Consider the following 25,859-nt stretch of genomic DNA (forward strand, 5'->3'; position numbering starts at 1 on the left):
TCACAGCTCCTGGGCGAGCGCCCTGCCGATGGCGGCGACGGCCTCCGCCTCGGAGAGCATCCCGCCGTGCGTGGTGTCCACCACGTGGTCGGCGATGGTGCCCTTGACGTAGGGCCGCCACGACTCGGGCACCAGCCTCTCCTGCACCTCCTCGGGGTGCTCGATCCCCGGGGTGGGGCGGGCCGCGGTGAAGAACAGCACGTCCCCGCCGAAGACGCCCGGATCGAAGGTCTTCATGAGGCGGTTGTTGTGGACGTAGGCGTTCATGCTCTTCACGAGGCCCTCCTCGCCGAGCGCGGCCAACCGGCTGTTCTCCTCGTCGAGATAGGCCGCGTAGCGGCCGAGGACGGCGTCACGGTCCTCGGCGAGCTGGGTCAGGTCGAAGTCGAACCCGGACGCCAGCAGGGGCGCGATGATCTCCGCGTCGGACCAGTTGGGGGCCTCGGCCTCCAGGTCCGGCGGGTAGGTGTCCATGATGCCGAGCACGCTCACCTCCTCGCCCTGCTCCTCCAGTTGGACGGCGATCGCGTGGGCGACCAGGCCGCCGAACGACCAGCCGAGGACCGCGTAGGGGCCGGTCGGCTGTACCGTGCGCATCCGCTCGATGTAGTCGGCGGCCATCTCCTTGATCGTGCCGGGCATCTCGTCCGGCTCGGTGAGGCCCCTGGACTGCAGCCCGTAGACGGGCTGGTCGGTGTCCAGGTGGGTGAGGAGTCCGGCGAACGACCAGCTGGTGCCCGAGCCGGGGTGGACGCAGAACAGCGCGGGACGATCCCCCCTGGGGCGCAGCGGCAGCAGCGGGGCGAGCGGGTCGCTCGATGTGTCGGAGCCCAGTTCGCGGGCGAGTCCGGCCGGGGTGGACGCCTCGAAGACCGTGCGTACGGAGATCTCCACCCCGAGGTCCGACTGCACCCGGCGCACCAGCCTGGTCGCCAGGAAGGAGTGGCCGCCGAGCCGGAAGAAGTCGTCGTGGACGCTGACCGCCGGCAGGCCGAGCAGCTCGGCGAAGAGGTCGGCCAGTACCTTCTCCTCCGGTGTGCGGGGGTGCACGAAGGAGGCGGGCCGCAGACCCGGGTCGGGCAGCGCGCGGCGATCCAGCTTTCCGTTGCGGGTCAGCGGGAAGGCGTCCATGGTCACGAAGGCCGAGGGGACCATGTAGTCCGGCAGGCTCTGCCTGACGTGCGCGGCGAGTTCCTCGTCGTCGACCGCTCCCCCGGACTCTCCTGCCGACGCGTCCGGCACCACGTAGGCGACGAGGCGCTTCTCGCCCCGGCCTTCGTCACGGGCCAGGACGACCGCCTTGGCCACGGCCGGGTGCCGGGTCAACACCCCTTCCACCTCGCCCGGTTCGATGCGGAAGCCGCGGATCTTCACCTGGAAGTCGGCGCGGCCGACGTAGCGGATCTGACCCTCCTGGGTCCAGCGGACCACGTCCCCCGTCCGGTACATGCGTCCGCCCGGCGTGCCGAACGGATCGGCGACGAAGCGCTCGGCCGTCATGCCGGGGCGGTTGAGGTAGCCGCGGCCCACGCCGGTGCCCGCGAGGTACAGCTCGCCGGAGCGGCCCGCCGCGACCGGGCGGAGCGCCTCGTCGAGGACGTACAGCCTGACGCCCGTGATGGGCCCGCCCATCGCGGGGGCGGCGGGCCACCCCGCCGCGTCCTCCGGCAGGACGCAGCCCGTCACCACGTGGGTCTCGGCCGGGCCGTACTGGTTGTGCAGGCGGCGGCCCGGCACGCGCGCGTGGAAGGCCCGGATGGACTCGCTGGGCACGAGCGCCTCCCCGGCCTGCACGATGTCGCGCAGGGCCGGCAGGTCCATGCCGCGTTCGCAGGCCGCGTCGCTGATCGCCTCCACGACGAGGTTGGGCGCGAAGAGCTCCTGCACCTGGTGCCGGTCGAGCCAGGCCACCAGGCGTTCGGCGTCGCGTCGTACGTCCTCCGGGCACTGCACCAGGGTCTTGCCGTAGACCAGCGCGGAGAGGATCTCCTGGACGGACACGTCGAAGCCGACGGGGGCGAACTGGGCGGTGATCCTGCTCTGCGGCAGCAGGACGTCCTGCCAGGCGATCAGGTTCGCGGGGCCTCCTGCCCGCATCACGACGGGCTTGGGGAGGCCGGTCGAACCCGATGTGTAGATGACGTACAGCGGATGGTCGGGCAGCAGCGGCGGGCGCTCGGCGTCGGTGACGTCGGTGTCCGCGAACGCGCCGAGCGTCTCGCGGACCGCCGGGTCGTCGAGCACCAGGTGGTCGGCGCGCTCGCCGGGCAGCAGGTCCACGACCGCCGAGCTGGTGAGCACCACGGTGGGTTCGGCGTCGGAGAGCATGTAGGCGACGCGCTCGGCCGGGTGGGTGGGGTCGATCGGCACGTACGCGGCGCCGGTCTTCAGGATCCCCCACACGGCGGTGACCTGGAGCGGCGAGCGCGGCATGGCGACGGCCACGTAGGTCTCGGGACCGACGCCCAGGTCGATGAGGAGCCGGGCGATCTGGTTGGCCCGCGCGTTCAGCTGGGCGTAGGTCAGCCGCTCGACACCGCGGGGCGTGCCGTCGTCGGCCACGTCCTCGTGCACCACGGCGAAGGTGTCGGGGACCAGGGCGACCCGCTCCTGGAACAGCTCGGGCAGGCTGCGCCACGGCCGCTCTTCACCGGTGTCGTTCCATGCGGTGAGGACCTGCTCGCGCTCCTCGGCGGAGAGCACGTCGATGCGCCGCACCCGCGCCGCGGGGTTCTCCACGGCCATGTCGAGCAGCCTGAGCAGGCTGTCCACGAGGGACTGCGCGGTGCGGTCGCCGAACAGGTCGCGGCTGTACTCCAACGACGCCTGCATTCCGGCAGGTGTGCCGTCCGCGCCCCGCCGCTCCGCGAACGAGAACAGCAGGTCGAACTTGGCCGTGTTGACGGTGACCGGCTCGTTGGAGACGGTCAGCCCCGGCAGGCGCCCCTGCACGCTCGCGGCGGCCTGCTGGTCGTTGTTGTTGAACGACAGCTGGACCTGGAAGAGCGGGTGGCGGGAGAGCGACCTTTCGGGGTTGAGCACCTCGACCAGGCGCTCGAAGGGGACGTCCTGGTGGGCGTAGGCGGCCAGGTCGGTGTCGCGGACCCGGGCGATGAGTTCCTTGAACGTGGGGTCGCCCGACACGTCGGTGCGCAGCACCAGGGTGTTGACGAAGAAGCCGACGAGTTCCCCGATGGCGTCGTCGGTGCGTCCCGCGATGGGGGTGCCGATGGGGATGTCGGTGCCCGCGCCGAGCCGGGAGAGCAGCCCGGCGAGTCCGGCCTGGACGACCATGAACAGCGTGGAGCGGGTGTCGCGGGCGAGCCGGGCGAGGCCCGCGTGCGTCCCCTCGGGCACGTCGAAGATCAGCATGCCGCCGTCGCCGCTCGCGACGCGCGGGCGCTCGTGGTCGGCGGGGAGTTCGAGCTCCTCCGGCAGCCCGGCGAGCTCCTCCTTCCAGTGGGCGAGCTGGCGGGACATGGCCGAGTCGGCGACGTCCTCGGAGCCCAGCATCTCCCGCTGCCAGAGGGCGTAGTCGCCGTAGTTCACCGGCAGCGGCTGCCACTCAGGGGCGCGGTCCGCGACGCGCGCCGCGTAGGCCACGGTCAGATCGCGCCGCAGCAGCGGCATCGACCAGCCGTCGGCCGCGATGTGGTGCATGAGCAGCAGCAGGACGTGTTCGGTCTCGGAGAGCCGGAACAGCCAGACCTTCAGGGGCTGTTCACCGCTCAGCTCGAACCGGTGCTCCACGGCCTCGTCGAGCAGGCCGCGCAGCCGCTCCTCGGTGGTCGGCACGGTCTCCACGTCGACGGGCGCGCTGGGCAGCACCTTCTGGTACGGGCCCGTGGCGTCCTCGGCGAACACGGTGCGCAGCGGCTCGTGGCGGGCCACCACGTCGGCGAGCGCGGCACGCAGGGCGGCGTCGTCGAGCCGGCCGCTCAGCCGCAGCGGCACGGGGAGGTTGTAGGTGGGGCTCGCCCCCTCCACCTTGTGCAGGAACCAGAGGCGCTGCTGGGCGAAGGAGAGCGGGACGCGCGTCGGGCGCGGCGAGGCGGCGCGGATGCCGGTGCGGCCGCCGCCGGTGCGGTCGAGGACGCCGGAGAGCGCGGCCACCGTCGGCGCCTCGAACAGTTCGCGGATGGCCAGTTCGGTCTTGAGGGTGGACCGGATGCGGCTCACCAGACGGGTGGCCATGAGCGAGTTGCCGCCCAGTTCGAAGAGGTCCTCGTCGATGCCGACCCTGGCGACTCCGAGCACCTCGGCGAAGAGGCCGCAGAGGATCTCCTCACGGGGATTGCGCGGGCCTCGGCCGAGGACCGCGGTGTCCCAGTCGGGTTCGGGGAGGGCCTTGCGGTTCACCTTGCCGTTGGGCAGGACAGGCAGCGAGACGAGCGGCACGTACGCGGTGGGCACCATGTAGCCCGGCAGGGTCTGCGCGGTGTGCGCGCGCAGCTCCTCGATGTCGAGGGTGTCCTCGCCGCCCGCCGCGGGCACCACGTAGGCCACCAGGCGCTTCTCGTCGGCGTTGTCCAGGCGCGGCAGGACCACCGTCTGGCCGACCGAGGGGTGCCTGGCGATGGTGTCCTCGACCTCGCCGGGTTCGATCCGGAACCCGCGGATCTTGACCTGGTGGTCGGCGCGCCCCGCGAACTCCAGGACGCCGTCCGCGGTGCGGCGGACCAGGTCGCCGGTGCGGTACATGCGCGTGCCCGGCGGCCCGAACGGATCGGCGACGAACCGCTCCGCGGTCAGGGCCGTGCGGCCCGCGTAGCCGCGCGCCAGGCCCGCGCCCGCGACGTGCAGCTCTCCCGGCACGCCGTCGGGCACGGGCAGCAGGTTCGCGTCGAGCACGTAGAGCCGGGTGTTGTCCATGGGACCGCCGATGGGCACCACGGACCCGAGCGCGCCGGCGTCGGTGACGGCGTGGTGGGTGGCGTTCATGGTGATCTCGGTCGGGCCGTACAGGTTCGACACGGTGACGCCCGGGCAGTGTTCGAGGACCCTGCGGAACGCCTCGGCCGACGCCGCGTCGCCGCCCGTGGTGATGTCCCGCATCCCGGCGAAGACTCCGGGGCGCTCCTCCGCGAGGAGGTTGAACAGCGCGGTGGTCAGCAGCGCGCCGGTGACCCGGTGCCGGGTGACGGTCCGTTCCACGGCGTCCACGTCCACCTCGCCCGGCGGCACGACGACGATCTGGTGTCCGGCGAGCAGCGGCACCCACAGTTCGTAGGTGGAGGCGTCGAAGGCGAGCGTGGCGTTCATCAGGACCCGCTCGTGGGCGCCGGTGTGCCAGCGGGCGTCGAAGGCGAGTTCGGCCACGCCCCGCTGGGTCACCACCACGCCCTTGGGCCTGCCGGTGGAGCCGGACGTGAACATCGTGTACGCCGCCTGGTCCGGGCTCACGGTCACGCCGGGGTCGGTGGACGGCCACGACCCGCCGTCCCGCGCGTCCACGACGACCGTGCGCAGGCCGAGTTCCTCGGCGCGCTCGGCCGTGGCGAGGTCGGTGACGACCACCTCCGCGCCGACGTCGGCGACGGCCTGCCGCATCCGCTCCAGCGGGTAGCTGTGGTGCAGGGGGACGTAGTGGCCGCCCGCCTTGAGGGCGCCAAGGACCGCGACGGGTACCTCGGGAGAGCGCTCGAGAAGCAGCACGACCGGGGAGTCGGGGCGCACGCCCTCGTCGATGAGCCGGTGCGCGAGCCGGTTGGCGCGCTCGTCGAGTTCGGCGTAGGTGACCACGCCGCCGTCGTGGACCAGGGCGGGGGCGTCGGGCACCCGCAGGACCTGGTCGCGGAAAAGCTGCGCGAGCGGGGCGTCGGGAACGGCCCGCTCGGCTCCCGTGAGGTCCCGCGCCAGCGTGTCGGCGCCACCCGGCTCGGCCGCCGCAGTGATCCGGGCGACCGGGCTCTCCGGGGCGGCCGCGACCGCTTCCAGGGCTCGTACGGCCCGGTCCATGATCTGCCGTGCCGCGGCCTCGTCGTACAGGTCGGGGCGGTGGTCCAGGCGCAGCCAGATGCGCTCGCCCGGCGCGCCGATGAGCGACAACGGGTAGTGGTTGGCGTCCTGGCTGTCGACCCGGGTCACCTTCAGGGCGGCCGACGACGCTCCACCGCCGCCGCCCGAGGGGTAGTTCTCGAAGACGGTGAGGGTGTCGAAGAGTCCGCCGCGGCCCTCGGCACCGACGGCCTTGCTGATGTCGGCGAGGCCGATGTGCTGATGGGGCAGCAGACGGGTCTGCGTCTCCTGGAGCCGTCGCAGGAACGCGGCCATCGGTTCGGAGGGGCGCAGCCTGGCCCGCATGGGAACCGTGTTGATGAACAGGCCGAGCATGCCCTCGACGCCGTCGATCTCGGAGGGCCGTCCGGAGACGGTGACTCCGGCGACCACGTCGTCGCGTCCGGTGAGGCGCGAGAGCACCACCGCCCAGACGCCCTGGAGGACGGTGCCCATGGTGAGGCCCTCGTCGCGGGCCCAGTCGGTGAGCCGGTCCGTGACCTCCTTGGACAGCCTGACGTTGACCTGCCCGGGCACCATCGACACCGTGCCCGCGTCGGGCGCGACCAGCGTCGGCCCCTCCAGGTCGGCGAGCGCCTCCCGCCAGGCGTTCTCGGCGGCGACCCGGTCCTGGCCCTGGAGCCAGGCGAGGTAGTCGCGGTAGGGGCGCACGTGCGGCAGCTTCGACGCGTCGCCCCTGCTGTTGTAGAGGGCGAAGAGCTCCCGCCACAGGACGGGCAACGACCAGCCGTCGAGCAGTATGTGATGGAACGTCAGCAGGAAGCGGTGACGGTCGTCGTCGATCCTGACGAGCGTGAAGCGCATCAGGGGCGGCTTGGACAGGTCGAGGCGGCGGCCCCGGTCCTCGGTGACGACGCGGTCGGCCTCGGCGGCGCGGTCCTCCTCCTTCAGCGGGGTGAGGTCCACGTCGTTCCAGGGCACCGGCACCTCGCGGTGCACGAGCTGGAGCGGGCGGTTGACCCCTTCGTAGCGGAAGCTCGACCGCAGGTTCGCGTGGCGACGCAGCAGCCCCTCCGCCGCGGCCCTGAGGGCCGCACGGTCCAGTGGACCTTCGAGATCGACGACGAGCTGCACCGCGTACAGGTCAGGTGCGCTCTCGTCGTACACGCTGTGGAAGAACATCCCTTCCTGCAGCGGGGACAGCGGCAGGATTTCCTCCAGCCCGGGCTGACTCATTCCGACATCCTCCAGTCGCCTTCCAGCAGATCTATTTCGCTCTGGCTCAGCTCCACCAGAGGCATGTCCGAGGGGGTGTATCCGCCGGTGGCCGGCCGGCGGGCGTGCTCCACCAGTGCCTCGAGGGCTCTGAACCACGCGTCCGCGAGACGGCGGACCTCCTCCTGGGAGAGCACGTGCTTCGCGTAGAGCCAATGGGCCGTCAGTTCCGGCCCGTTCGCGCCGTCTCGGGTCACGGCCGCGAGGTCGACGGCGTGCGGCAGCCGCATGCCGGGTGCCTGTCCGCCGACTCCGCTGAGGTCCGCGAGGACCGACCAGTCGGTCGCGGCCTCGGTGGTCTCCGACTCGGTGAACCGGCCCAGGTAGTTGAAGCCGATCTGGGCCCCGGGCCGTGCGGCGAGGGCGCGTGCCGTGCGGGGGTTGAGGTGGCGCAGAGCGCCGTAGCCGATCCCGTTGTCCGGGACGGCCCGCAGCTGCTCCTTGATCCGCTTGAGCACCTGGCCCGCGGCGGGCCCGGCGGCCAGCGCCTCGGCGTGGTCGTAGACACCGGGATCGAGGCGCACCGGGTACATGTTGGTGAACCACCCGACGGTCCGGGACAGTTCGGTGCCCGGCAGGATCTCCTCCTCACGGCCGTGGCCCTCCAGGTCCACCAGGACTCCCGTGGTGCCGTCGCCCCGCAGATCGGCGACGGCCATGGCCAGCGCGGTCAGCAGGACTTCGTCGACACCCGTGCGGAAGGTCTCGGGAACGGTCGTCAGTACGGCCTGGGTGAGATCGGGCGAGAGCGTACGGGCGAGTGTCGCGCCGCGCTCGTTCACGTCCTGCTCCGGGTCCATCGGCCGCTTCCCGATGAGCGGCTCGTCGTGGGCGAGGACCTCCTGCCAGTGGGCGAGTTCGGTCTCCCTTGCCGGGTGCTGCGCCCAGTCGGCGAGCCGCAGGGACCAGCCGCGCAGGGACGTGCCGACCGGCTGCAGCGCGGGCTGCTCGCCCTTGACCACCGCCTGCCACACCTCTTCGAGGTCCGGGAGCAGGATGCGCCAGGACACTCCGTCGACGGCGATGTGGTGGACGCTCAGGAAGATCCGTCCCGGCTCGTCCGCTCCCCGGTCGAACCACACGGCCTGTACGAGGCTGCCCTCCTGGAGCGAGAGCCGTTCCCGCGCGGCGTGCGCGTGCTCGACCATCAGCTTGAGGTAGGCGTCCTCCTCGAGACCCGCGCACTCGACGCGCCGCACCATGGGGTCGGCGGGGACGGCGCCGGGGGCCCTGACCTCGAGCTGCCAGCCGTCACCCGCGCCGGTCCCTTCCCTGGGCGCGCCGGGGTCGACGGTGAGGCGCAGCCGCAGCGCGTCGTGGTGGTCGAGCAGGGCCTGCACGGTGGCCACCAGGCGTTCCTGGTCGCAGCCGGCAGGGGCCTGGAGCACCCGCCACTGGTGGAGTTCGTCGACGGGGCCGCCCAGTTCGGCGAACCAGTGCACGATCGGGGTCAGCGGGACGGGTCCGACGCCCGCGCCCTCCTCCTCGACGCTCCCGCCGTCGGTCTCGGTGGCCACGCGGGCGAGCGCGGCGGCCGTCTTGTGCTCGAAGACGTCCTTCGCCGAGATCACCAGGCCGCGCCTGCGGGCCCGGCTGGCCAGTTGGATGGACATGATGCTGTCGCCGCCGAGGGCGAAGAACTCCTGGTCCACACCGACCTGTTCGAGGCCGAGGACGTCGGCGATCAGCTCGCAGAGCAGCCGTTCGCGCTCGGTGCCCGGCTCTCCCCCGCCCAGCGGTCCCGCACCGAAGTCCGGTGCGGGCAGGGCCGAGCGGTCGAGCTTGCCGTTGGGCGTCAGCGGGAACTCGTCGAGGCCGATCAGCGCGGCCGGGATCATGTAGTCGGGCAGGCTGCGGGTGAGGTGGTCGCGGATCTCGCCGGTGTCGACGTCTCCCGACGCGCCCACGAGGTAGGCCACCAGGCGCCGGTCGCCCGACCGGTCCTCGCGCACCGTCACCATGCCCTGGGCGACCGAGGCGTGCTGGGCCAGTACGGCCTCGATCTCGCTGAGTTCGACGCGGAAGCCGCGGATCTTGACCTGCTCGTCGGCGCGGCCGACGAACACCACCGAGCCCGCGGAGGTCCAGCGCACCAGGTCGCCCGTCCGGTACATGCGGGCGCCCGCGAGGCCGAACGGATCGGCGACGAACCGGTCGGCGCTGAGGTCGGGCCGGTTCAGGTAGCCCCGGGCCACTCCCTCGCCCGCGAGGTACGCCTCGCCCGTGACGCCCGGCGGCACCGGGTTGAGCGCGCTGTCGAGGACGTAGAGGCGGTCGTTGGGAATGGGGCCTCCGGCGTCCGGCACGGTGTCGCCGCGCAGCGGGTCGCTCATGGTCGTCAGGACGGTGGACTCCGTGGCGCCGTAGACGTTGATGACCCGGACCCCCGCCTGCGACCAGCGCTGGGCCAGTTCGGCGGAGAAGGACTCGCCGCCCATGAGCACTCCGCGCAGGGAGGGTGCCCGTTCAGGGTCGAGGGTGGCCAGGAGGGTCGGCGGGAGCGCGGTGTGCGTGACTCGCTCGCGGGTCACCAGGTCGGCCAGTTCGTCTCCGCCGACGAGTCCCGACACCGGGCCGAGGACCATGGTGGCGCCGGTGAGCAGCGTCATCACGTAGTCGCCGATGGCGGCGTCGAAGTTGGGCGACACGAGCTGGAGCACCCGGCTGGCCTCGTCGAGGGCCAGCTTCTCGGCGTGGGCGGCCGCGAGCGAGGCCAGGCCCGTGTGGGGCACGACCACCCCCTTGGGACGGCCGGTCGAGCCGGAGGTGTAGATCGTGTACGCGGCGCCTTCGAGCCGCAGCGGTGCGACCCGGTCCCGGTCCGTCGGATCGTGCGCGGGACGGTCGGCGACCGCGGTGCGCGTCGCCGGGTCGTCGAGCAGGAGCCGGGGCGCGTCGCCGACGGGCAGCGTCGCGGCCGTCTCGGAGGTGGTCACGAACAGCGTCGGACGGGCCTGTCCGAGCATGTAGGCGATGCGGTCGGCGGGGTAGTTGGGGTCGATGGGCAGATAGCCCGCGCCCGCCTTGAGCAGGGCCACCAGCGCGACGACGAGTTCGTCGGTGCGGGGCAGCGCCACGGCCACGAACTGCTCGGGGCCCACGCCCAGGTCGATGAGGTGGTGCGCGAGCCGGTTGGCGCGTGCGTTGAGTTCCGCGTACGACACGGCCGTGCCCTGGCACTCGACGGCGATGCCGTGCGGGGTGCGGGCAGCCTGCGCCTCGAACAGGCTGGGCCAGGTCTCGCGCGGCAGCTCCCGCGCGGTGTCGTTCCACGTGCCGAGGACGAGTTCGCGTTCGGCGGGTTCCAGGACGTCGACGCGGTCGACCGAGAGGCCCGGGTCCCTCGTCACGGCGTCGAGGAGCCGCAGGTAGCGGTCGGCGATGCCCCGTACGGTGCTCTCGTCGAAGAGGTCGGTGCTGTACTCCACCGAGCAGTACATGCCGCCATCGGCGCCGTCCCTCGCGGGCACCTCGCCGAATCCGAAGAGCAGGTCGAAGCCGGAGGTGCCGGTTCCCACGGGGTGGGGCGTGACGCTCAGGCCGTGGCTGCCCGCCTCGGTGCCGGGCGGCACCGGGTCGGTGTTGTTGAGCGAGAGCACCACCTGGAAGAGCGGGTGCCTGGCCAGGGTGCGTTCGGGGCTGAGGGCGTCCACCAGCCGTTCGAAGGGCACGTCCTGGTGGGCGTAGGCGTCCAGCACGGTCTCCCTGACCCGTCCGATGAGCTCGGCGAAGGTGGGGCCGCCGGAGACGTCCGTGCGCAGCACCAGGGTGTTGACGAAGAAGCCCACCAGGTCGTCGAGCGCCTCGTCGGTCCGCCCGGCGACCGGGGAGCCGACCGGGATGTCGCTGCCGCCCCCCACCCGGTACAGCAGGGTGGCCAGGGCCGCCTGGAGGACGATGAAGACGCTGGCGTCGTGCGCCTGGGCGACCTCACGCAGCCGGGCGTGCAGCGCGTCGGGGACGGTGATGTCGAAGCGGTCGCCCCGGTAGGAGGGAGAGGCGGGCCGGGGGCGGTCGGTGGGCAGTGCGAGCTCCTCCGGCAGCCCGCTCAGGGTCTTCGTCCAGTAGGCGAGCTGGGACCCGATCTCGCTGTCCGGGTCGTCCTGGGAGCCGAGCAGCTCCCGCTGCCAGAGCGTGTAGTCGGTGTACGTCACCGGGAGTTCGGCCGACGTGGGCTCCTCGCCCTCGAGCCGCGCGGTGTAGGCGCGGGTCAGGTCGCGGGCGAGCAGCGGTATCGACCAGCCGTCCGCGGCGATGTGGTGCATCAGCAGCAGCAGGACGTGCTCGTCGTCGGACAGTGCGAACAGCCGTGCCCGCAGCGGGAGTTCGGTGCTCAGGTCGAACGGGTGCCGGGCCTCCGCCGCCAGCCTGTCGTCCAGTTCCTCCGCGGTGACGGGCAGCACGACCAGGCCGATGTCCGCCTCCTCCGGGGTGAGCACCCGCTGGAAGGCGCCCTCGTCGTCCTCGCCGAAGGCGGTGCGCAGCGGTGCGTGCCTGGCCACGACGGAGCGCAGCGCGGCGGCCAGGGCCGCGCGGTCCAGCGGGCCCGAGAGCCGCAGGGACAGCGGCATGTTGTAACCGGCGCTCGGCCCTTCGAAGCGGTTGAGGAACCACAGCCGCTGCTGTCCGTAGGAGAGCGGGACGCGGTCCGGCCTCGGCCCCGCCGTGAGGGCGGCGCGGCCACCGGGGCCGCCGTCGAGCGCGGCGGCGAGCCCGGCGACGGTCGGCGCGTCGAAGAGGGTGCGGATGCCGACCTCGGTGCGCAGGACGGTCCGGATGCGGCTGGCGAGGCGCGTGGCCAGCAGCGAGTGCCCGCCGAGGTCGAAGAAGGAGTCGTCGATGAACACCTGCTCCACGCCGAGCACTTCGGCGAAGAGCCCGCAGAGGATCTCCTCGCGCGGTGAGCGCGGCTCCCGCCGGGGGCCCTCCGCGGTGCGCTCGGGCGCCGGGAGTGCCGCACGGTCGAGCTTGCCGTTGGGCGTCAGCGGCATGGCGTCCAGGAGCACGAACGCCGAGGGCAGCAGATGGTCGGGGAGCGTCAGAGCCAGGTCGGCGCGGAGCGCCGAAGGGGTCGGTGACGCGCCGTCGGCGGGGACCACGTAGGCGACGAGGCTCCGGTCGCCCGGCCGGTCCTCGCGCACCACGACCTCGGCCCGCGCGACGCCGGGCAGGTCCGCGACGGCGGCCCTGATCTCGCCGGGCTCGACACGGACACCGCGGATCTTGACCTGGTCGTCGGCCCGGCCGAGGAACTCCAGGGTGCCGTCGCGGCGCCAGCGCACGAGGTCTCCGGTGCGGTACATCCGCTCGCCGGGCCCGCCGAACGGGCAGGCCACGAACCGCTCGGCGGTCAGCGCCGCGCGCCGCACGTACCCGCGGGCGAGACCGGCGCCGCTGATGTACAGCTCGCCGCCGACGCCCGGGGGCACCGGGTTCAGCCCTTCGTCGAGTACGTACACCCGGGTGCCCGCCACCGGCCTGCCGATGTGCGGCGTCTCGCCCTCGGCCAGGGGCGCGCTCATGGTCGCGGTGACCGTGGCCTCGGTCGGACCGTAGGCGTCGATGATCCTGCGCCCGCCGCGGGTCCAGCGCCGGGCCAGTTCGGGCCCGAAGGCGTCGCCGCCCGTCATGACGGCCCGCAGGGTGGTGACGCGCTCCTCGGGCACGGTGGCAAGGAGGGGCGGCGGCAGCAGGATGTGCGTGGCGGCCCGTTCGGTCATCAGGTCCGCCAGTTCGTCACCGGTGAGCCTGGCGTCGGCGGGGCCGAGCACCAGGGTCGCGCCGGAGACCAGCGCCTGGGTGACGTCGGCGACGGCGGCGTCGAAGCTGAGCGACATCAGTTGCAGCACCCGGCTCGACGTGTCCATGGCCAGGTTCTCGATGTGGCTGGTGAGCAGCGAGTTGAGCCCTCGGTGGGTGACCGCCACGCCCTTGGGGCGGCCGGTGGAGCCCGAGGTGTAGATGACGTACGCGGTGTTGTCCGGGCACGCGGCGGCCACGTCGCCGCCCTCCTCCGGGTCGGTGTCCCGCGCCGCCGCGAGCCGCGCGCGCACCGCCGGCGCGTCGAGGTCGACGAGCCGCTCGGTCCCGGCGGCGCCGAGGGCCTCGGCCGCCGCGCCCCGGGTGTCGGCGTCGGCGAGCACCAGGACCGGTGCGGCGTCATCGATCATGTACGCGATGCGGTCGGCCGGGTAGTTGGGGTCGACGGGCACCCACGCGGCCCCGGCCTTGACGGCGGCGAGCATCGCCACCATCCAGGACTCGCCGCGCGGCAGGACCAGCGCCACCAGGCTCTCGGGTCCCGCGCCTTCGGCGGCCAGCACGCGGGCGAGGCGATTGGCCCGCGCGTTCAGCTCCGCGTACGAGAGGCGCCGCTCCCCGCTCTCCACGGCGATGTGTTCCGGGGTGCGTGCCACCTGCTCCTCGACCATGGCGCGCAGGGTGCGCGGCGGCAGGGCGTCGCCCGTCGCGCTCCAGCTCTCCAGGACACGGCGGCGTTCACCGGCGTCGAGGACGTCGGCCTCGCCGATGCGACGGCCGGGTTCGGCGGACGCCGAGTCCAGCAGGCGTACGAAGCGCTCGGCAAGGTCGGCCACCGTCTCCCGGTCGAACAGGTCGGTGCTGTACTCCAGGACGCCGTGCAGTCCGTCCTGGTGCGCCTCGGGCCGCTCGTGCAGGGCGAAGGCGAGGTCGACCTTGGCCGTGGCCGTGCTCACCTCGTACGGAGCGATGTCGGTGCCGGTCAGCGTCAGCGCCTCCGAAACCCCGGACCGCGCGGTGTTGTTGAGTGCGAGCGCGACCTGGAAGAGCGGGTTGCGGGACAGGGACCGTTCGGGGGCGAGCACCTCCACGAGGCGCTCGAAGGGGACGTCCTGGTGGGCGTAGGCGGCCAGGTCCGTCCCGCGCACCCGCTCGATCAGCTCGGCGAACGTGGGGTCGCCCGAGGTGTCGGTGCGCAGGACGAGGGTGGTGACGAAGACGCCGACGACCTCGCCCACCGCGTCGTCGCCGCGGCCCGCGGCCGGGGCGCCGAGCGGGATGTCCGTTCCCGCGCCGAGCCGGGTCAGGAGGGCGGCGAGACCGGCCTGCAAGACCATGAAGAGGCTGGAGCGGGTCTCCTGGGCCAGGAGCCGCAGCCGCCCGTACAGCTCGGCGGGTATCTCGAAGCCGACCAGGTCGCCCTGGTGGCTGGCGGTCGCGGGGCGGGCCCGGTCCGTGGGCAGCACCAGTTCCTGCGGGCTGCCGCTCAGCGTCTTCCGCCAGTGGTCGAGCTGACGTGCCTGCACGCTGTCGGCGTCGCCCTCGTCGCCGAGCACCGCGCGCTCCCACAGCGCGTAGTCCGCGTACTGCACCGGCAGCGGCGGCCGGCCCGGCCGCTCTCCCGCGCACCGCGCCGCGTAGGCGGCGCCGATGTCCCGGCCGATGAGCGGCATCGACCAGCCGTCGCCCGCGATGTGGTGCATCAGCATCAGCAGGACGTGCTCGTCCTCCGCCAGGCTGAACAGGTGCCAGCGCACCGGCAGTTCGGTGCGGATGTCGAAGGGCCGCCGCGCGGCGTCGGCCACGCGCTCGGCCAGCTCCTCCTCGGTGGTCGCCACCGTGTGCAGTTCGGGCGCCGTTCCCGGGTCGAGCACCACCTGGTGCGGCCCTTCGGCGTCCTCGGCGTAGACGGTGCGCAGCGCCTCGTGCCTGGCCACCGTGTCGGCGAGCGCCTGCCGCAGCGCGTCGATGTCGATCCGGCCGGTGATCCGTACCGCCGCGGGCATGGTGTACGTGGGGCTCGGCCCCTGGAGCCGTTCGAGGAACCAGAGCCGCTGCTGGGCGAACGAGAGCGGCAGCCGGTCCGGGCGCGGCGTGACGGCGGTGACCGGGGTGCGGCCCCGCTCCGCGCCGTCGAGGGCGGTGCTCAGGGCTGCGACCGTGGGCGACTCGAACACCTGGCGGACCGAGAGTTCGGCCGACAGGGTCGCGCGGATGCGGTTGACGAGCCGGGTGACGAGCAGGGAGTGGCCGCCCAGGGCGAAGAAGTCGTCGTCGATGGAGACCTCGGCCACGCCGAGCACCTCGGCGAACAGGCCGCACAGGAGTTCCTCGCGCGGGGAGCGCGGGGCCCGCCCGCCGTGGTCGGTTCCGTACTGCGGTACGGGCAGTGCCCTGCGGTCCAGTTTGCCGTTGGTCGTCAGGGGCAGCGCGGGCAGGACGAGGACCGCGGACGGCACCATGTACTCGGGCAGGGTGCCCGCCGTGTGCGTCCGCAGGGCCTCGGTGTCCAAGGCCGCGCCGTCCACCGGTACGACGTAGGCGACGATCCGCTTGTCCCCGGGGGTGTCCTCGCGCACGACCACGGCGGCGCGGGCCACGTCCGGGTGGCCGCCCAGGCACGCCTCGACCTCGCCTGGCTCGATGCGGAAGCCGCGGATCTTCACCTGGTCGTCCACGCGGCCCAGGTACTCCAGCTCCCCTTCGCGGTTCCACCGCGCCAGGTCGCCGGTGCGGTACATCCGCTCGCCCGGGTTGCCGAAGGGGCAGGCGACGAACCGCTCGGCGGTCAGGTCCTGGCGGTCCCAGTAGCCGCGGGCCAGACCGGCGCCCGCGATGTGGAGTTCGCCCGGGGTGCCGACCGGGACCGGGCGCAGCCCGCTGTCGAGGACGTAGGCGCGGGTGTTGCCGACCGGGCGCCCGATCGGGGCGGATCCGGGCCAGCGCGCGGGGTCGTCCGCCAGGGTGTGCGCGGTGACGACGTGGGTCTCGGTCGGGCCGTAGTGGTTGTGCAGCCGGTGGCCCGGCCTGCGCGCGTGGAAGTGCTGGATGGCGCCGCCCGGTGTGAGGGCCTCGCCCGCCTGGGCGATGTGCCGCAGCGCGGACAGTTCCAGCCCCTGCTCGTCGGCGGCCCGGCACACGGCGTCCACCACCAGGTTCGGCGCGTACAGCTCCGCCACCCGGTACTCGTCGAGCCAGGCGGCCAGTGCGTCGGGGTCGCGGCGCACGTCCTCGGGGCAGAGCGCGAGCGTCTTGCCGTACAGGAGCGTGGAGAGGATCTCCTGCGCGGACACGTCGAAGCTGATCGCGGTGAACTGCGCGGTGACGGTGCCCCCTTCACCGGGGAGGGTGCTGCTGTGCCAGTCGAGCAGGTTCACCATCGCGCCCGAGGGCATGACGACGGCCTTGGGCCGACCGGTGGAGCCCGAGGTGTACATGATGTACGCCGGGTGGTCCGGCAGCAGCGGCGCCGATCGCTCGGCGTCGGTGACGTCGTCGTCCGCGGGGCGCGGGGCCCGGCCGAAGTCATCGGCCAGCTCCGGCTCGTCGCCCCGCAGCACCAGCACGGGGCGGCTGTCGGCGAGCATGAACTCGGCGCGCTCCAGCGGCAGTTCAGGGGCGATCGGCAGCCATGCGGCACCGGACTTCAGGACCGCGAGCAGGGCGACGACCCAGCGCTCGGACCGGGGCATCGCGAGGGCCACGCGCGTCTCCGGGCCCGCGCCCCGGCCGATCAGGTGACGGGCGAGGCGGTTGGCGCGGGCGTTGAGCTCCCGGTACGTCAGCGTCGCGTCGGATCCCACGACGGCCCGGGTCTCGGGCGTGCGGGCGGCCTGCCGCTCGAAGAGGGCGGGCAGGGTGGTGGCGGGCACCTCGCGGGCGGTGTCGTTCCACCGCTCGACGACCAGTGCGCGCTCCTCGGGGCCGAGCACGTCGATGGCGCCCACGGTCTGGTCCGGGGCCGTGCTGACGGCGTCCATCAGGCGCAGCAGGCGGCCGGTCAGTTCGTCGGCGGTGGCCCGGTCGAACAGGTCGGTGCTGAACTCGAGGGCCGCGTCCATGCCCGCGGGGGCGCCGTCCTGGCCGCGCCGCTCGGAGAAGGACACCAGCAGATCGAAGCGGGCCACGCCGGTGCTCACCTGCTGGACTCCGGCGGTGACACCGGGCAGCGGCTGGACGGCGCCGTCGCGTACGGCGTTGTTGAGGACGAGCAGCACCTGGAACAGCGGCTGGCGTGCGGCCGAGCGCTCCGGGTTGAGTTCCTCGACCAGGCGCTCGAAGGGCACGTCCTGGTTGGCGTAGGCGGCGAGGTCGGTCTCCCGTACGCGCTCGAGGAGTTGACCGAACGTCGGGTCGCCGGAGAGGTCGGTCCGCAGGACGAGCGTGTTGACGAAGCAGCCCACCAGGTCCTCGACGGCCTCGTCGGCGCGGCCCGCGACGGGGCTGCCCAGCGGGATGTCGGTGCCCGCGCCGAGGCGGGAGAGCAGGGTGGCGACGGCGGCCTGGACCACCATGAACAGGCTGCAGTGGTTCTCGCGGGCCAGTCGTGCCAGTTCGCCGTGGAGTGCGGCGGGGACCGTGAAGTCGATCCGGTCGCCGCGATGGGTGGGCACGGCGGGCCTCGGCCTGTCCGCGGGGAGGGAGATCTCCTCGGGGAGGCCGTCGAGGGCGGTCCGCCAGTGGTCGAGCTGCCTGCCGATGAGCGTGTCGGCGGGGTCGATGGCGCCGGTGGTCCCGGCGTCATCGCCGGCACCGTCGGCGCCTCCGTCGCCGATGACCCTCCGCTGCCAGAGCGCGTAGTCGGCGTACCCGACGGGCAGCGGCTGCCAGTCGGGCTTCCGTCCCGCGCACCGTGCGGTGTAGGCGGCATTCAGGTCACGGGAGAGGACGGGCAGGGACCAGCCGTCCGCCGCGATGTGGTGCACCAGGAGCAGGAGCACCTGCTCGCGGTCGGCCGGATCGGCGGGCTCCGGAAGCCTCAGCAGCCAGGCGCGCGCGGGGAGTTCGGCGGCCAGGTCGAAGCCGTACCGCGCGGCCTCGGCGAGCCGCTCGTCCAGCTCGCCGGGCAGCACGGACACGGTCTCGGGGACGAGGGGGACGGTGTCCCTGACGATCTGGTACGGGCCGTGGTCGTCCTCGGCGAAGACGGTGCGCAGCGGCTCGTGCCGCTCGACGAGGTCGGTCAGCGCGGCCCGCAGGGCCTCCTCGTCGAGGCGGCCCGTCAGGCGCAGCGCGAGCGGCATGTTGTAGGTCGCGGACGGGCCCTCGTAGCGGTTGAGGAACCACAGCCGCTCCTGTGCGTACGACAGGGGCAGCCTGGCGGGCCTCGGCGCGGCCGTCACGGCCTGGCGCGCGCGGTCGGCGTCGTCGAGCCTCGGTGCGAGCCGGGCGACCGTGGGCGCCTCGAACAGGGCGCGCAGCGGAAGTTCGACGCCGAGGGTGGCGCGGATGCGGCTGATGAGACGGGTGGCGAGCAGCGAGTGCCCGCCGAGGTCGAAGAGGTCGTCGTCGATGGTGATGTCCGGCAGGCCGAGCACCTCGGCGAACAGGGCGCACAGGATCTCCTCACGCGGCGAGCGCGGGGCCCTTCCCGCGGCGCCCGTGCCGTCCGCGCCCCGGGCGGGGGCGGGCAGCGCCTTGCGGTCGAGCTTGCCGTTCGGGGTGAGCGGCAGCGCCTCCAGCGTCACGAACGCCGAGGGCACCATGTAGTCGGGCAGGGAGGCGGCGGCGTGCTCGCGCAGCCGTGCGGCCACCGGGACCCGGCCGTCCGCCGGGACGACGTAGACCACGAGGCGCTTGTCCCCCGGGCGGTCCTCGCGGACGGCCGCGGCGGCCCTGCGCACGTCCGGGTGACTGCCGACGGCGGTCTCGATCTCGCCCAGTTCGATCCGGAATCCGCGCAGCTTGACCTGGTCGTCGGCGCGTCCGACGAAGCGGAGCCGTCCGTCGGCGCTCCAGCGCGCGAGGTCGCCGGTGCGGTACATCCGGGACCCGGTGTCGCCGTGCAGGGCGCCGTAGGGGTCGGCCACGAACCGCTCGGAGGTGAGGTCGTGGCGGGCGAGGTAGCCGCGGACGACGCCCGCTCCCGCGATGTACAGCTCGCCGGGTACGCCCGGGGGCACGGGCCGCAGGGCGCGGTCGAGCACGTAGGTGCGGGTGTTGGCGATGGGCGTGCCGATGTCAGGGGACGAGGCGACGCGTTCGTCGACATGGGCGGCCGCGGACCAGACGGTGGTCTCCGTGGGTCCGTACAGGTTGACCACGGAGTCGGCGTGCCGGTGCAGCGTACGCGCCAGGTCCGCGGGCAGCGGCTCGCCACCGGTCAGGACGCGCACGCCGCGGAGCTCGGCGCCGCCGCCGTCGCTGGTGATCGCGTGCCACAGGCTGGGGGTGGCCTGCATGACGGTGATGTCCCCGCCGCCGAGCAGCGCGCGCAGGGCGACCGCGTCTCGTGCGGTCTCGGAGCCGGCGAGCACGACGGTGGCGCCGTTCAGGAGCGGGCCGAAGATCTCCAGGGCGGCGATGTCGAAGCCGACGGTGGTCACGGCGAGGAGCCGGTCACCGGGGACCAGGGCGACCCGGTCGCCCATGTCCCGCAGGAAGTTGAGCAGTCCGCCGCGCGGGACGACGACGCCCTTGGGGCGGCCGGTGGAGCCCGAGGTGTAGATGGCGTACGCCGGGTGGTCGGGGTGCGCGGGCGCCGTGCGGTCGGCGTCCGTCGGGGCGTGGTCCGGCCGCGCGGCGACGGCCGTGCGGGTCGCCTCCGCGTCCAGTCGTACGACGCGGTCGGCGTATCCCTGCGGCAGGGCGTCGGCCGCTTCGGTCGTGGTGAGCAGCAGGGCGGGCGCCGCCTCCTCGACCATCATGGCGATGCGGTCGGCAGGGAAGTCGGGGTCGACCGGCAGGTAGGCCGCGCCGGTCTTGAGGACCGCGAGCATGGCCACGAGCAGTTGCTCGGTGCGGGGCAGCGCGAGGGCCACGTACCGCTCGGGGCCGCAGCCCCTTTCGATGAGGTGGTGGGCGAGCCGGTTGGCCGCCGTGTCGAGTTCGCGGTAGGTGAGGGTGCGGCCCTCGTACTCGACCGCGGCCGCGTCGGGGGTGCGCGCGGCCTGCTCCGCGAAGAGCTCGCTCGGCGACGCGACGGCTCGGGCCGCCGCGGGCAGCGCGGTCGCGGTGTCGTTCCAGGCGGCCAGGACCTGATCGCGCTCGGCCGGGTCCAGCAGGTCGAGGTCCGCGATCGCGGTCTCGGGGGCCTCCGTGGCCGCGCCCAGGAGCCGCACCAGACGGTCGGCCAGGGACTGCGCGGTCGCCCTGTCGTACAGGTCGGTGCCGAACTCCAGGGAGCAGCCGATGCCCTCGGCGCTCGCGTCCGCGTGGGCGCGCCGCTCCTGGATGGTGAGGTAGAGGTCGAACTGGGCGGTGCTGGTGCCGACTTGGCGCGGCCGCGAGGTCAGTCCGGGCAGCCCGTTCAGGTCCCGGGCCCGGCCCTCGGCGGAGGCCAGCATGATCTGGAAGAGGGGGTGGCGGGCGAGGGAGCGCTCGGGGTTGAGCTCCTCCACCAGCCGCTCGAAGGGCAGGTCCTGATGGGCGTAGGCCGCCAGGTCCGTCTCGCGCACCCGCTCCAGGAGCTCGGCGAACGTCGGCTCACCCGACAGGTCGTTGCGCAGCACCAGCGTGTTGACGAAGCAGCCCACCAGCCGCTCCACCGCCTCATCCGTACGCCCCGCCACCGGCGTACCGATCGGCACATCCGTCCCCGCACCAAGCCGGGACAACAGCACCGCGAGCGCGGCCTGCACCACCATGAACACACTCACCCGATGCTGGAGCGCCACCTCCACCACCCGGGCATGCAGCTCCGCCGGAACCTCGAACTCCAGCCGCTCACCCTCATACGAGGCCACAGCCGGACGCGGCCGGTCCACCGGCAACGCCAACTCCTCCGGCAACCCGGCCAACGCCGCACGCCAGTAAGCCAGTTGACCACCGAGCAGCGAATCCGGATCATCACCGGACCCCAGCACATCCCGCTGCCACACCGCGTAATCCGCGTAGCTCAGGGGCAGTTCGGCCCATTGGGGGGCGGCCGCCGAGCAGCGGGCGGTGTAGGCGGTGGCCAGGTCGGCGCCGAGCACGCGTACGGACCAGCCGTCGGCCGCGATGTGGTGCACCAGGAAGAGCAGGACGTACCGGTCGTCGCCGAGGTCGAACAGCCAGGTGCGGGAAGGGGTTTCCGCGGTCAGGTCGAAGGGGTGCCGTGCGGCGCGGGCGAGTTCCTCGTCGAGCCGGTCGGCGTCGACGCGGAGCGTCGTGAACTCGGGCGCGATGTCGTCGCGGACGATCTGGTGGGCGCCTTCGGCGTCCTCGGCGAAGAGGGTGCGCAGCGGCGCGTGACGTGCCACCACGTCGGCCAGCGCGGCTCGCAGGGCCTCCTGATCGAGGCGGCCCGACAGTTCGAGCACCAGCGGCAGGTTGTACGTGGCGGCGGGCCCCTCGAAGCGGTGCAGGAACCACAGCCGCTCCTGGGCGAGGGACAGCGGCAGCCGGTCGGGGCTCGTCTGCGGCCGTGTGACCTTGGTCCGCGCCGAGGCGGCGCTGTCGAGCAGGGCGGCCAGCTGCGCGACGGTGGAGTTCTCGAACACCTGCCGGATGGGGAGTTCGGCGTCGAAGACGGTACGGACCCGGCTCACCAGCCGCGTCACCAGGAGTGAATGCCCACCCAGATCGAAGAACGAGTCATCCACACCCACCCGCGGAACACCCAACACCTCCGCGAACAGACCACACAGAATCTCCTCCCGCGGACCCCGCGGCAACCGCCCCGCACCCACCTGATACTCCGGAGCAGGCAACGCACGACGATCCAACTTGCCATTCACCGTCACCGGCAACGCATCAAGCACCACCACCGCCGAAGGAACCATCCCCTCCGGCAACCGCTCCGCCACCCACTCACGCACCACACCCGCATCCACCACCACATCAGGCGACGACACCACATACGCCACCAGACGCCAGTCCCCCACACCCTCCTCACGCGCCACCACCACCGACTGCCCCACACCCGGAACAGCCGCCACCACCGCCTGAACCTCACCCAACTCGACCCGCTGACCACGGATCTTCACCTGATCATCCACACGCCCCACAAAAACCAGATCACCCGACGCGGTCCACCGCACCAAGTCACCCGTCCGATACATCCGCGACCCCGACGACCCAAACGGGCACGCCACAAACCGCTCCGCACTCAACCCCGCACGACCCCAATAGCCATACGCCAACTGCACACCCGCCAAATACAACTCACCCACCACACCCGGCGCCACCGGACGCAAACCACCATCCAGCACGAACACCGACGTATTCCACACCGGACGGCCCATGGGCACCGACACGTCGCCGCCCGTACCGCCGGTGCACTCGAAGTGCGTCACCTCGATGGAGGCTTCGGTGGGGCCGTAGAGGTTGTGCAGCCTGGCGTCGAGTACGGCGGTGAAGCGGTCGCGCAGTTCGGCGGGGAACGCCTCGCCGCTGCAGAAGACGCGCGCGAGGGAGGTGCACTCCGCCGCGGTCGGTTCGGAGAGGAACGCGCCCAGCATGGAGGGCACGAAGTGCACGGAGGTGATCTTCTCCTGACGGATCACCTCGGCCAGGTAGGCCGGGTCACGGTGCCCGTCGGGCCGCGCGAGGACCAGGGTCGCGCCGGTGATCAGCGGCCAGAAGAACTCGGGGACGGAGACGTCGAAGCCCGCGGGGGTCTTCTGCAGGAGACGGTCGTCGGCGGTGAGGGGTTCCTGGGACTGGAGCCACAGGAGGCGGTTGACGATGCCCTGGTGCGGCACCACCACACCCTTGGGGCGACCGGTCGAGCCCGACGTGTACATCACGTATGCGGGGCTCTCCGGCAAGGCGCGCGGCGCGAACCCGCCCGACTTACCCGGCCCCACCTCATCCACACACACCACCGGAACGCCCGGCACGTCCACCGACACACCCGACACGGTCAACACCAACGACGGCGCCGCATCATCCAGCACATACCGGACGCGATCCACCGGATAGTCCACATCCACCGGGACATACGCCGCTCCGGCCTTGTGCACCGCCAGCAGAGCCACCATCAGCTCCACCGACCGAGGCACCATCACACCAACCCGGTCCCCTGTCTCCACACCCCGCGCGGCAAGCAGCTCGGCCACACCGCACGCACGCGCATCCAACTCCGCATACGTCAAAGACTCATCACCCGAGACCAGCGCCACCGCATCCGGCGTCCGCCCCACCTGCTCCACGAACAGATCAGCCAACGACGCCGACGGCACCACACTCTCCGTCGCGTTCCACTCCACCACCACACGCCGCAACTCCTCACCCGACAACACGTCGAGATCGGACACACGGCCATCGGGGTCGCGGATCAGCGCGTCGAGCACCTTCGCGAGCCTGTCGAGCACCGCTTCGGCGCCGGCGCGGTCGACGGTGTCGGGGCGGTAGTCGAGACGGAAGCCGAGCCGGTCGCCCGGCGCGGTGATCAGGGCCAGCGGGTAGTGCGTGGCGTCCCGGTTGTCCACGCGGTTGACGTGCAGGGATCCGGTGGACCTGCGGCGGCCCGCCCCGCTGGAGGGGTAGTTCTGGAAGACGCAGAGCGTGTCGAAGAGTTCACCGGCTCCGGCCTGCCGCTGGATCTCGGAGAGGCCGATGTGCTGGTGCGCGAGGAGGAGGGCCTGCTCGCCCTGGAGGCGTCGCAGCATCGCCGCGAGGGACTCGTCGTAGCGGATGCGGTGCCGCAGGGGCACGGTGTTGATGAACAGGCCGACCATCGACTCGACGCCCGCGACCTCGGGCGGGCGCCCGTTGACGGTGACGCCGGTGACGACGTCGTCCCGTCCGGTCATGGCGTTCAGGACCAGGGCCCAGGCACCCTGCACGACGGTGCTGAGGGTGAGGCCGCTCTCCCGTGCCCAGTTGAGCAGGGTGGTGGTGTCGGCCTCGGACAGTTCGAGGCGTACCTCTTCGGGCACGACGGGGTCGCGGTCGGCGCCGGGTGCGACGAGGGTGGCGTCGTCGATGCCGTCGAGCGCCTCGCTCCAGGCGCGGACGGCCTCGTCGCGGTCCTGCCGGGCCAGCCAGGCCAGGTAGTCGCGGTAGGGGCGTACGGGGGGCAGCTCGTCGACGGCCCCACGGCTCTCGTACAGGGCGAACAGCTCGCGGGCGAGGACGGGCTGCGACCAGCCGTCGAACAGCAGGTGGTGGCTGGTCAGCAGGAAGCGGTAGATGCCGCCGCCGAGCCTGAGCAGGGTGCAGCGCATCAGCGGCGGCTTGGCGAGGTCGAAGCGGCGTATCCGGTCCTCGGCGACGATGCGGTCCGCCTCGGCGACGCGCTCGGCCTCGGGCAGGTCGCTCAGGTCGATCTCCTGCCACACCGGCTCGACGTCGCGCAGCACCAGCTGCGCCCACTCGCCGGACTTGCGCTCGCGGAAGCAGGCGCGCAGGGCGGCGTGCCTGCGCAGGAGGCCGCCCACGGCCGCCCGCAGGGCATCGGTGTCCAGCGGGTCCGCCAGCTCGAACACCGACTGCGCGGTGTACACGTCGTTGCCGGAACGGTCGTACACGCTGTGGAAGAGGAGACCCTCCTGCAGCGGCGAGAGCGGCAGAATGTCCTCGATGGTCCGCGGCTGTCGGCTCATTTGTGCGTCTCCCACTCCTGGGTCAACTCTTCTTCGAACTCGTCGATCTCGTTCTGGTCGATCGTGGAAAGGCCCACGTCGGACGGGGTGAGTCCACCCGCGTCCGGCCGTTCGGCATGTGTGGCAAGGCACTCCAGTGCCCGGAACCACAGGCGGGCCAGTTCCTCGACCCGGTCCTCGCTGAGCAGGTCACCCGCCCAGGTCCATACGGCTGCCAGTTCGGGCCCCTGCGGGGTGTCCCGGGTGGCGGCGTTCAGTTCGAGCACATGCGGCAGCGGCATGCGCGGATCGTGGTCGGTGCCGGTGTCGACACCCGCCTCGATGGTCCAGTCGGCGGGGTCGTCGTCGGTGCCCACGGCGTACCGGCCCAGGTAGTTGAAGCCGATCTCCGGCTGCGGGCGGGCGGCGAGCTGACCCGCGGTCCGCGGGTCCAGGTAGCGGGCGAGGCCGTAGGCCATGCCACGGTCGGGGATGGCGCGCAGCTGTTCCTTGACCCGTTTGACGAGGTCACCCGCGGCCGGGCCCGCCGCCCACGCGTCGGCCAGGTCCAGGTCCCCGGCCCGCAGGCGTACGGGGTAGATGCTGGTGAACCAGCCGACGGTGCGCGACAGGTCGGCGCCGCCCGCGAACTCCTCTTCCCTGCCGTGTCCTTCGAGGTCGAGCAGCACCTCGGCACCCGCCCGCGCCGGACGGCCCGCGCCCGTGCGGCCCGACCGGCCCTGCCATTCCGCCGTGGCGAGGGCGAACGCGGCCAGGAGCACCTGGTCGGGTCCCGCGCGGAAGGCGGCGGTGACGGAGCTGAGCACGGCTTCGGTGACGTCCGGCGGCAAGGTCACCGACAGATGCCGGGCCGTGGCGTAGGTGTCGCGCGCCGGGTCCAGGGAACGTGCACCGAGCCGCGGTCCCTCATCGGCCAGGACGTCCTGCCACAGGGCGAGTTCGGTGGCGTCCGGGCGTTCGGCGGCGAGCTCCGCGAGGCGGTGGGCCCAGCCGCGCAGCGAGGTGCCCACCGGCTGGAGCTGCGGGACTCCCCCGGAGGCGCAGCCGTGCCAGGCCTCCGCGAGGTCCGGCAGGAGGATGCGCCAGGACACGCCGTCGACGGCGAGGTGGTGCACCACCAACAGGAGCCTGCCCTGCCGCCTCGGTCCCGCGTCGAACCACACGGCCCGCACCATC

The 25,859-nt window shown here is 72.8% G+C and carries 3 protein-coding genes (1 of these 3 only partly in view); all 3 read right to left on the reverse strand.

All coding sequences use genetic code 11. From position 1 onward, the window contains the following. Tightly spaced (each overlapping or abutting the next), the 3 genes in view from KY5_RS03270 to KY5_RS03280 form a layout consistent with a single transcriptional unit that may run on beyond the window. Nucleotides 1-7,194, reverse strand: coding sequence for an amino acid adenylation domain-containing protein (locus tag KY5_RS03270; RefSeq protein WP_098240743.1), 7,194 nt, complete (start codon nucleotides 7,192-7,194; stop codon nucleotides 1-3). Then, nucleotides 7,191-24,683: a non-ribosomal peptide synthetase gene (locus tag KY5_RS03275; protein WP_098240744.1), complete on the reverse strand. Its 17,493-nt coding sequence runs from the start codon at nucleotides 24,681-24,683 to the stop codon at nucleotides 7,191-7,193. Before KY5_RS03275 ends, KY5_RS03270 begins: the two co-directional genes overlap by 4 nt. Beyond that, a protein-coding gene (locus KY5_RS03280; RefSeq protein WP_098240745.1) for a non-ribosomal peptide synthetase crosses the window boundary here: on the reverse strand, nucleotides 24,680-25,859 show its end. It continues 13,157 nt past the right edge of the window; 1,180 of the gene's 14,337 nt are visible here — the last part of the coding sequence; the start codon falls outside the window, past its right edge; its stop codon occupies nucleotides 24,680-24,682. Before KY5_RS03280 ends, KY5_RS03275 begins: the two co-directional genes overlap by 4 nt.

It is taken from the genome of Streptomyces formicae (genome assembly GCF_002556545.1).
Classification (GTDB): Bacteria; Actinomycetota; Actinomycetes; order Streptomycetales; family Streptomycetaceae; genus Streptomyces; species Streptomyces formicae_A.

Bases quoted from the DNA above. Each gene is read 5' to 3' on its own strand.
- KY5_RS03270 (WP_098240743.1), bottom strand. From the start codon at position 7,194: ATGAGTCAGCCCGGGCTGGAGGAAATCCTGCCGCTGTCCCCGCTGCAG.
- KY5_RS03275 (WP_098240744.1), bottom strand. From the start codon at position 24,683: ATGAGCCGACAGCCGCGGACCATCGAGGACATTCTGCCGCTCTCGCCG.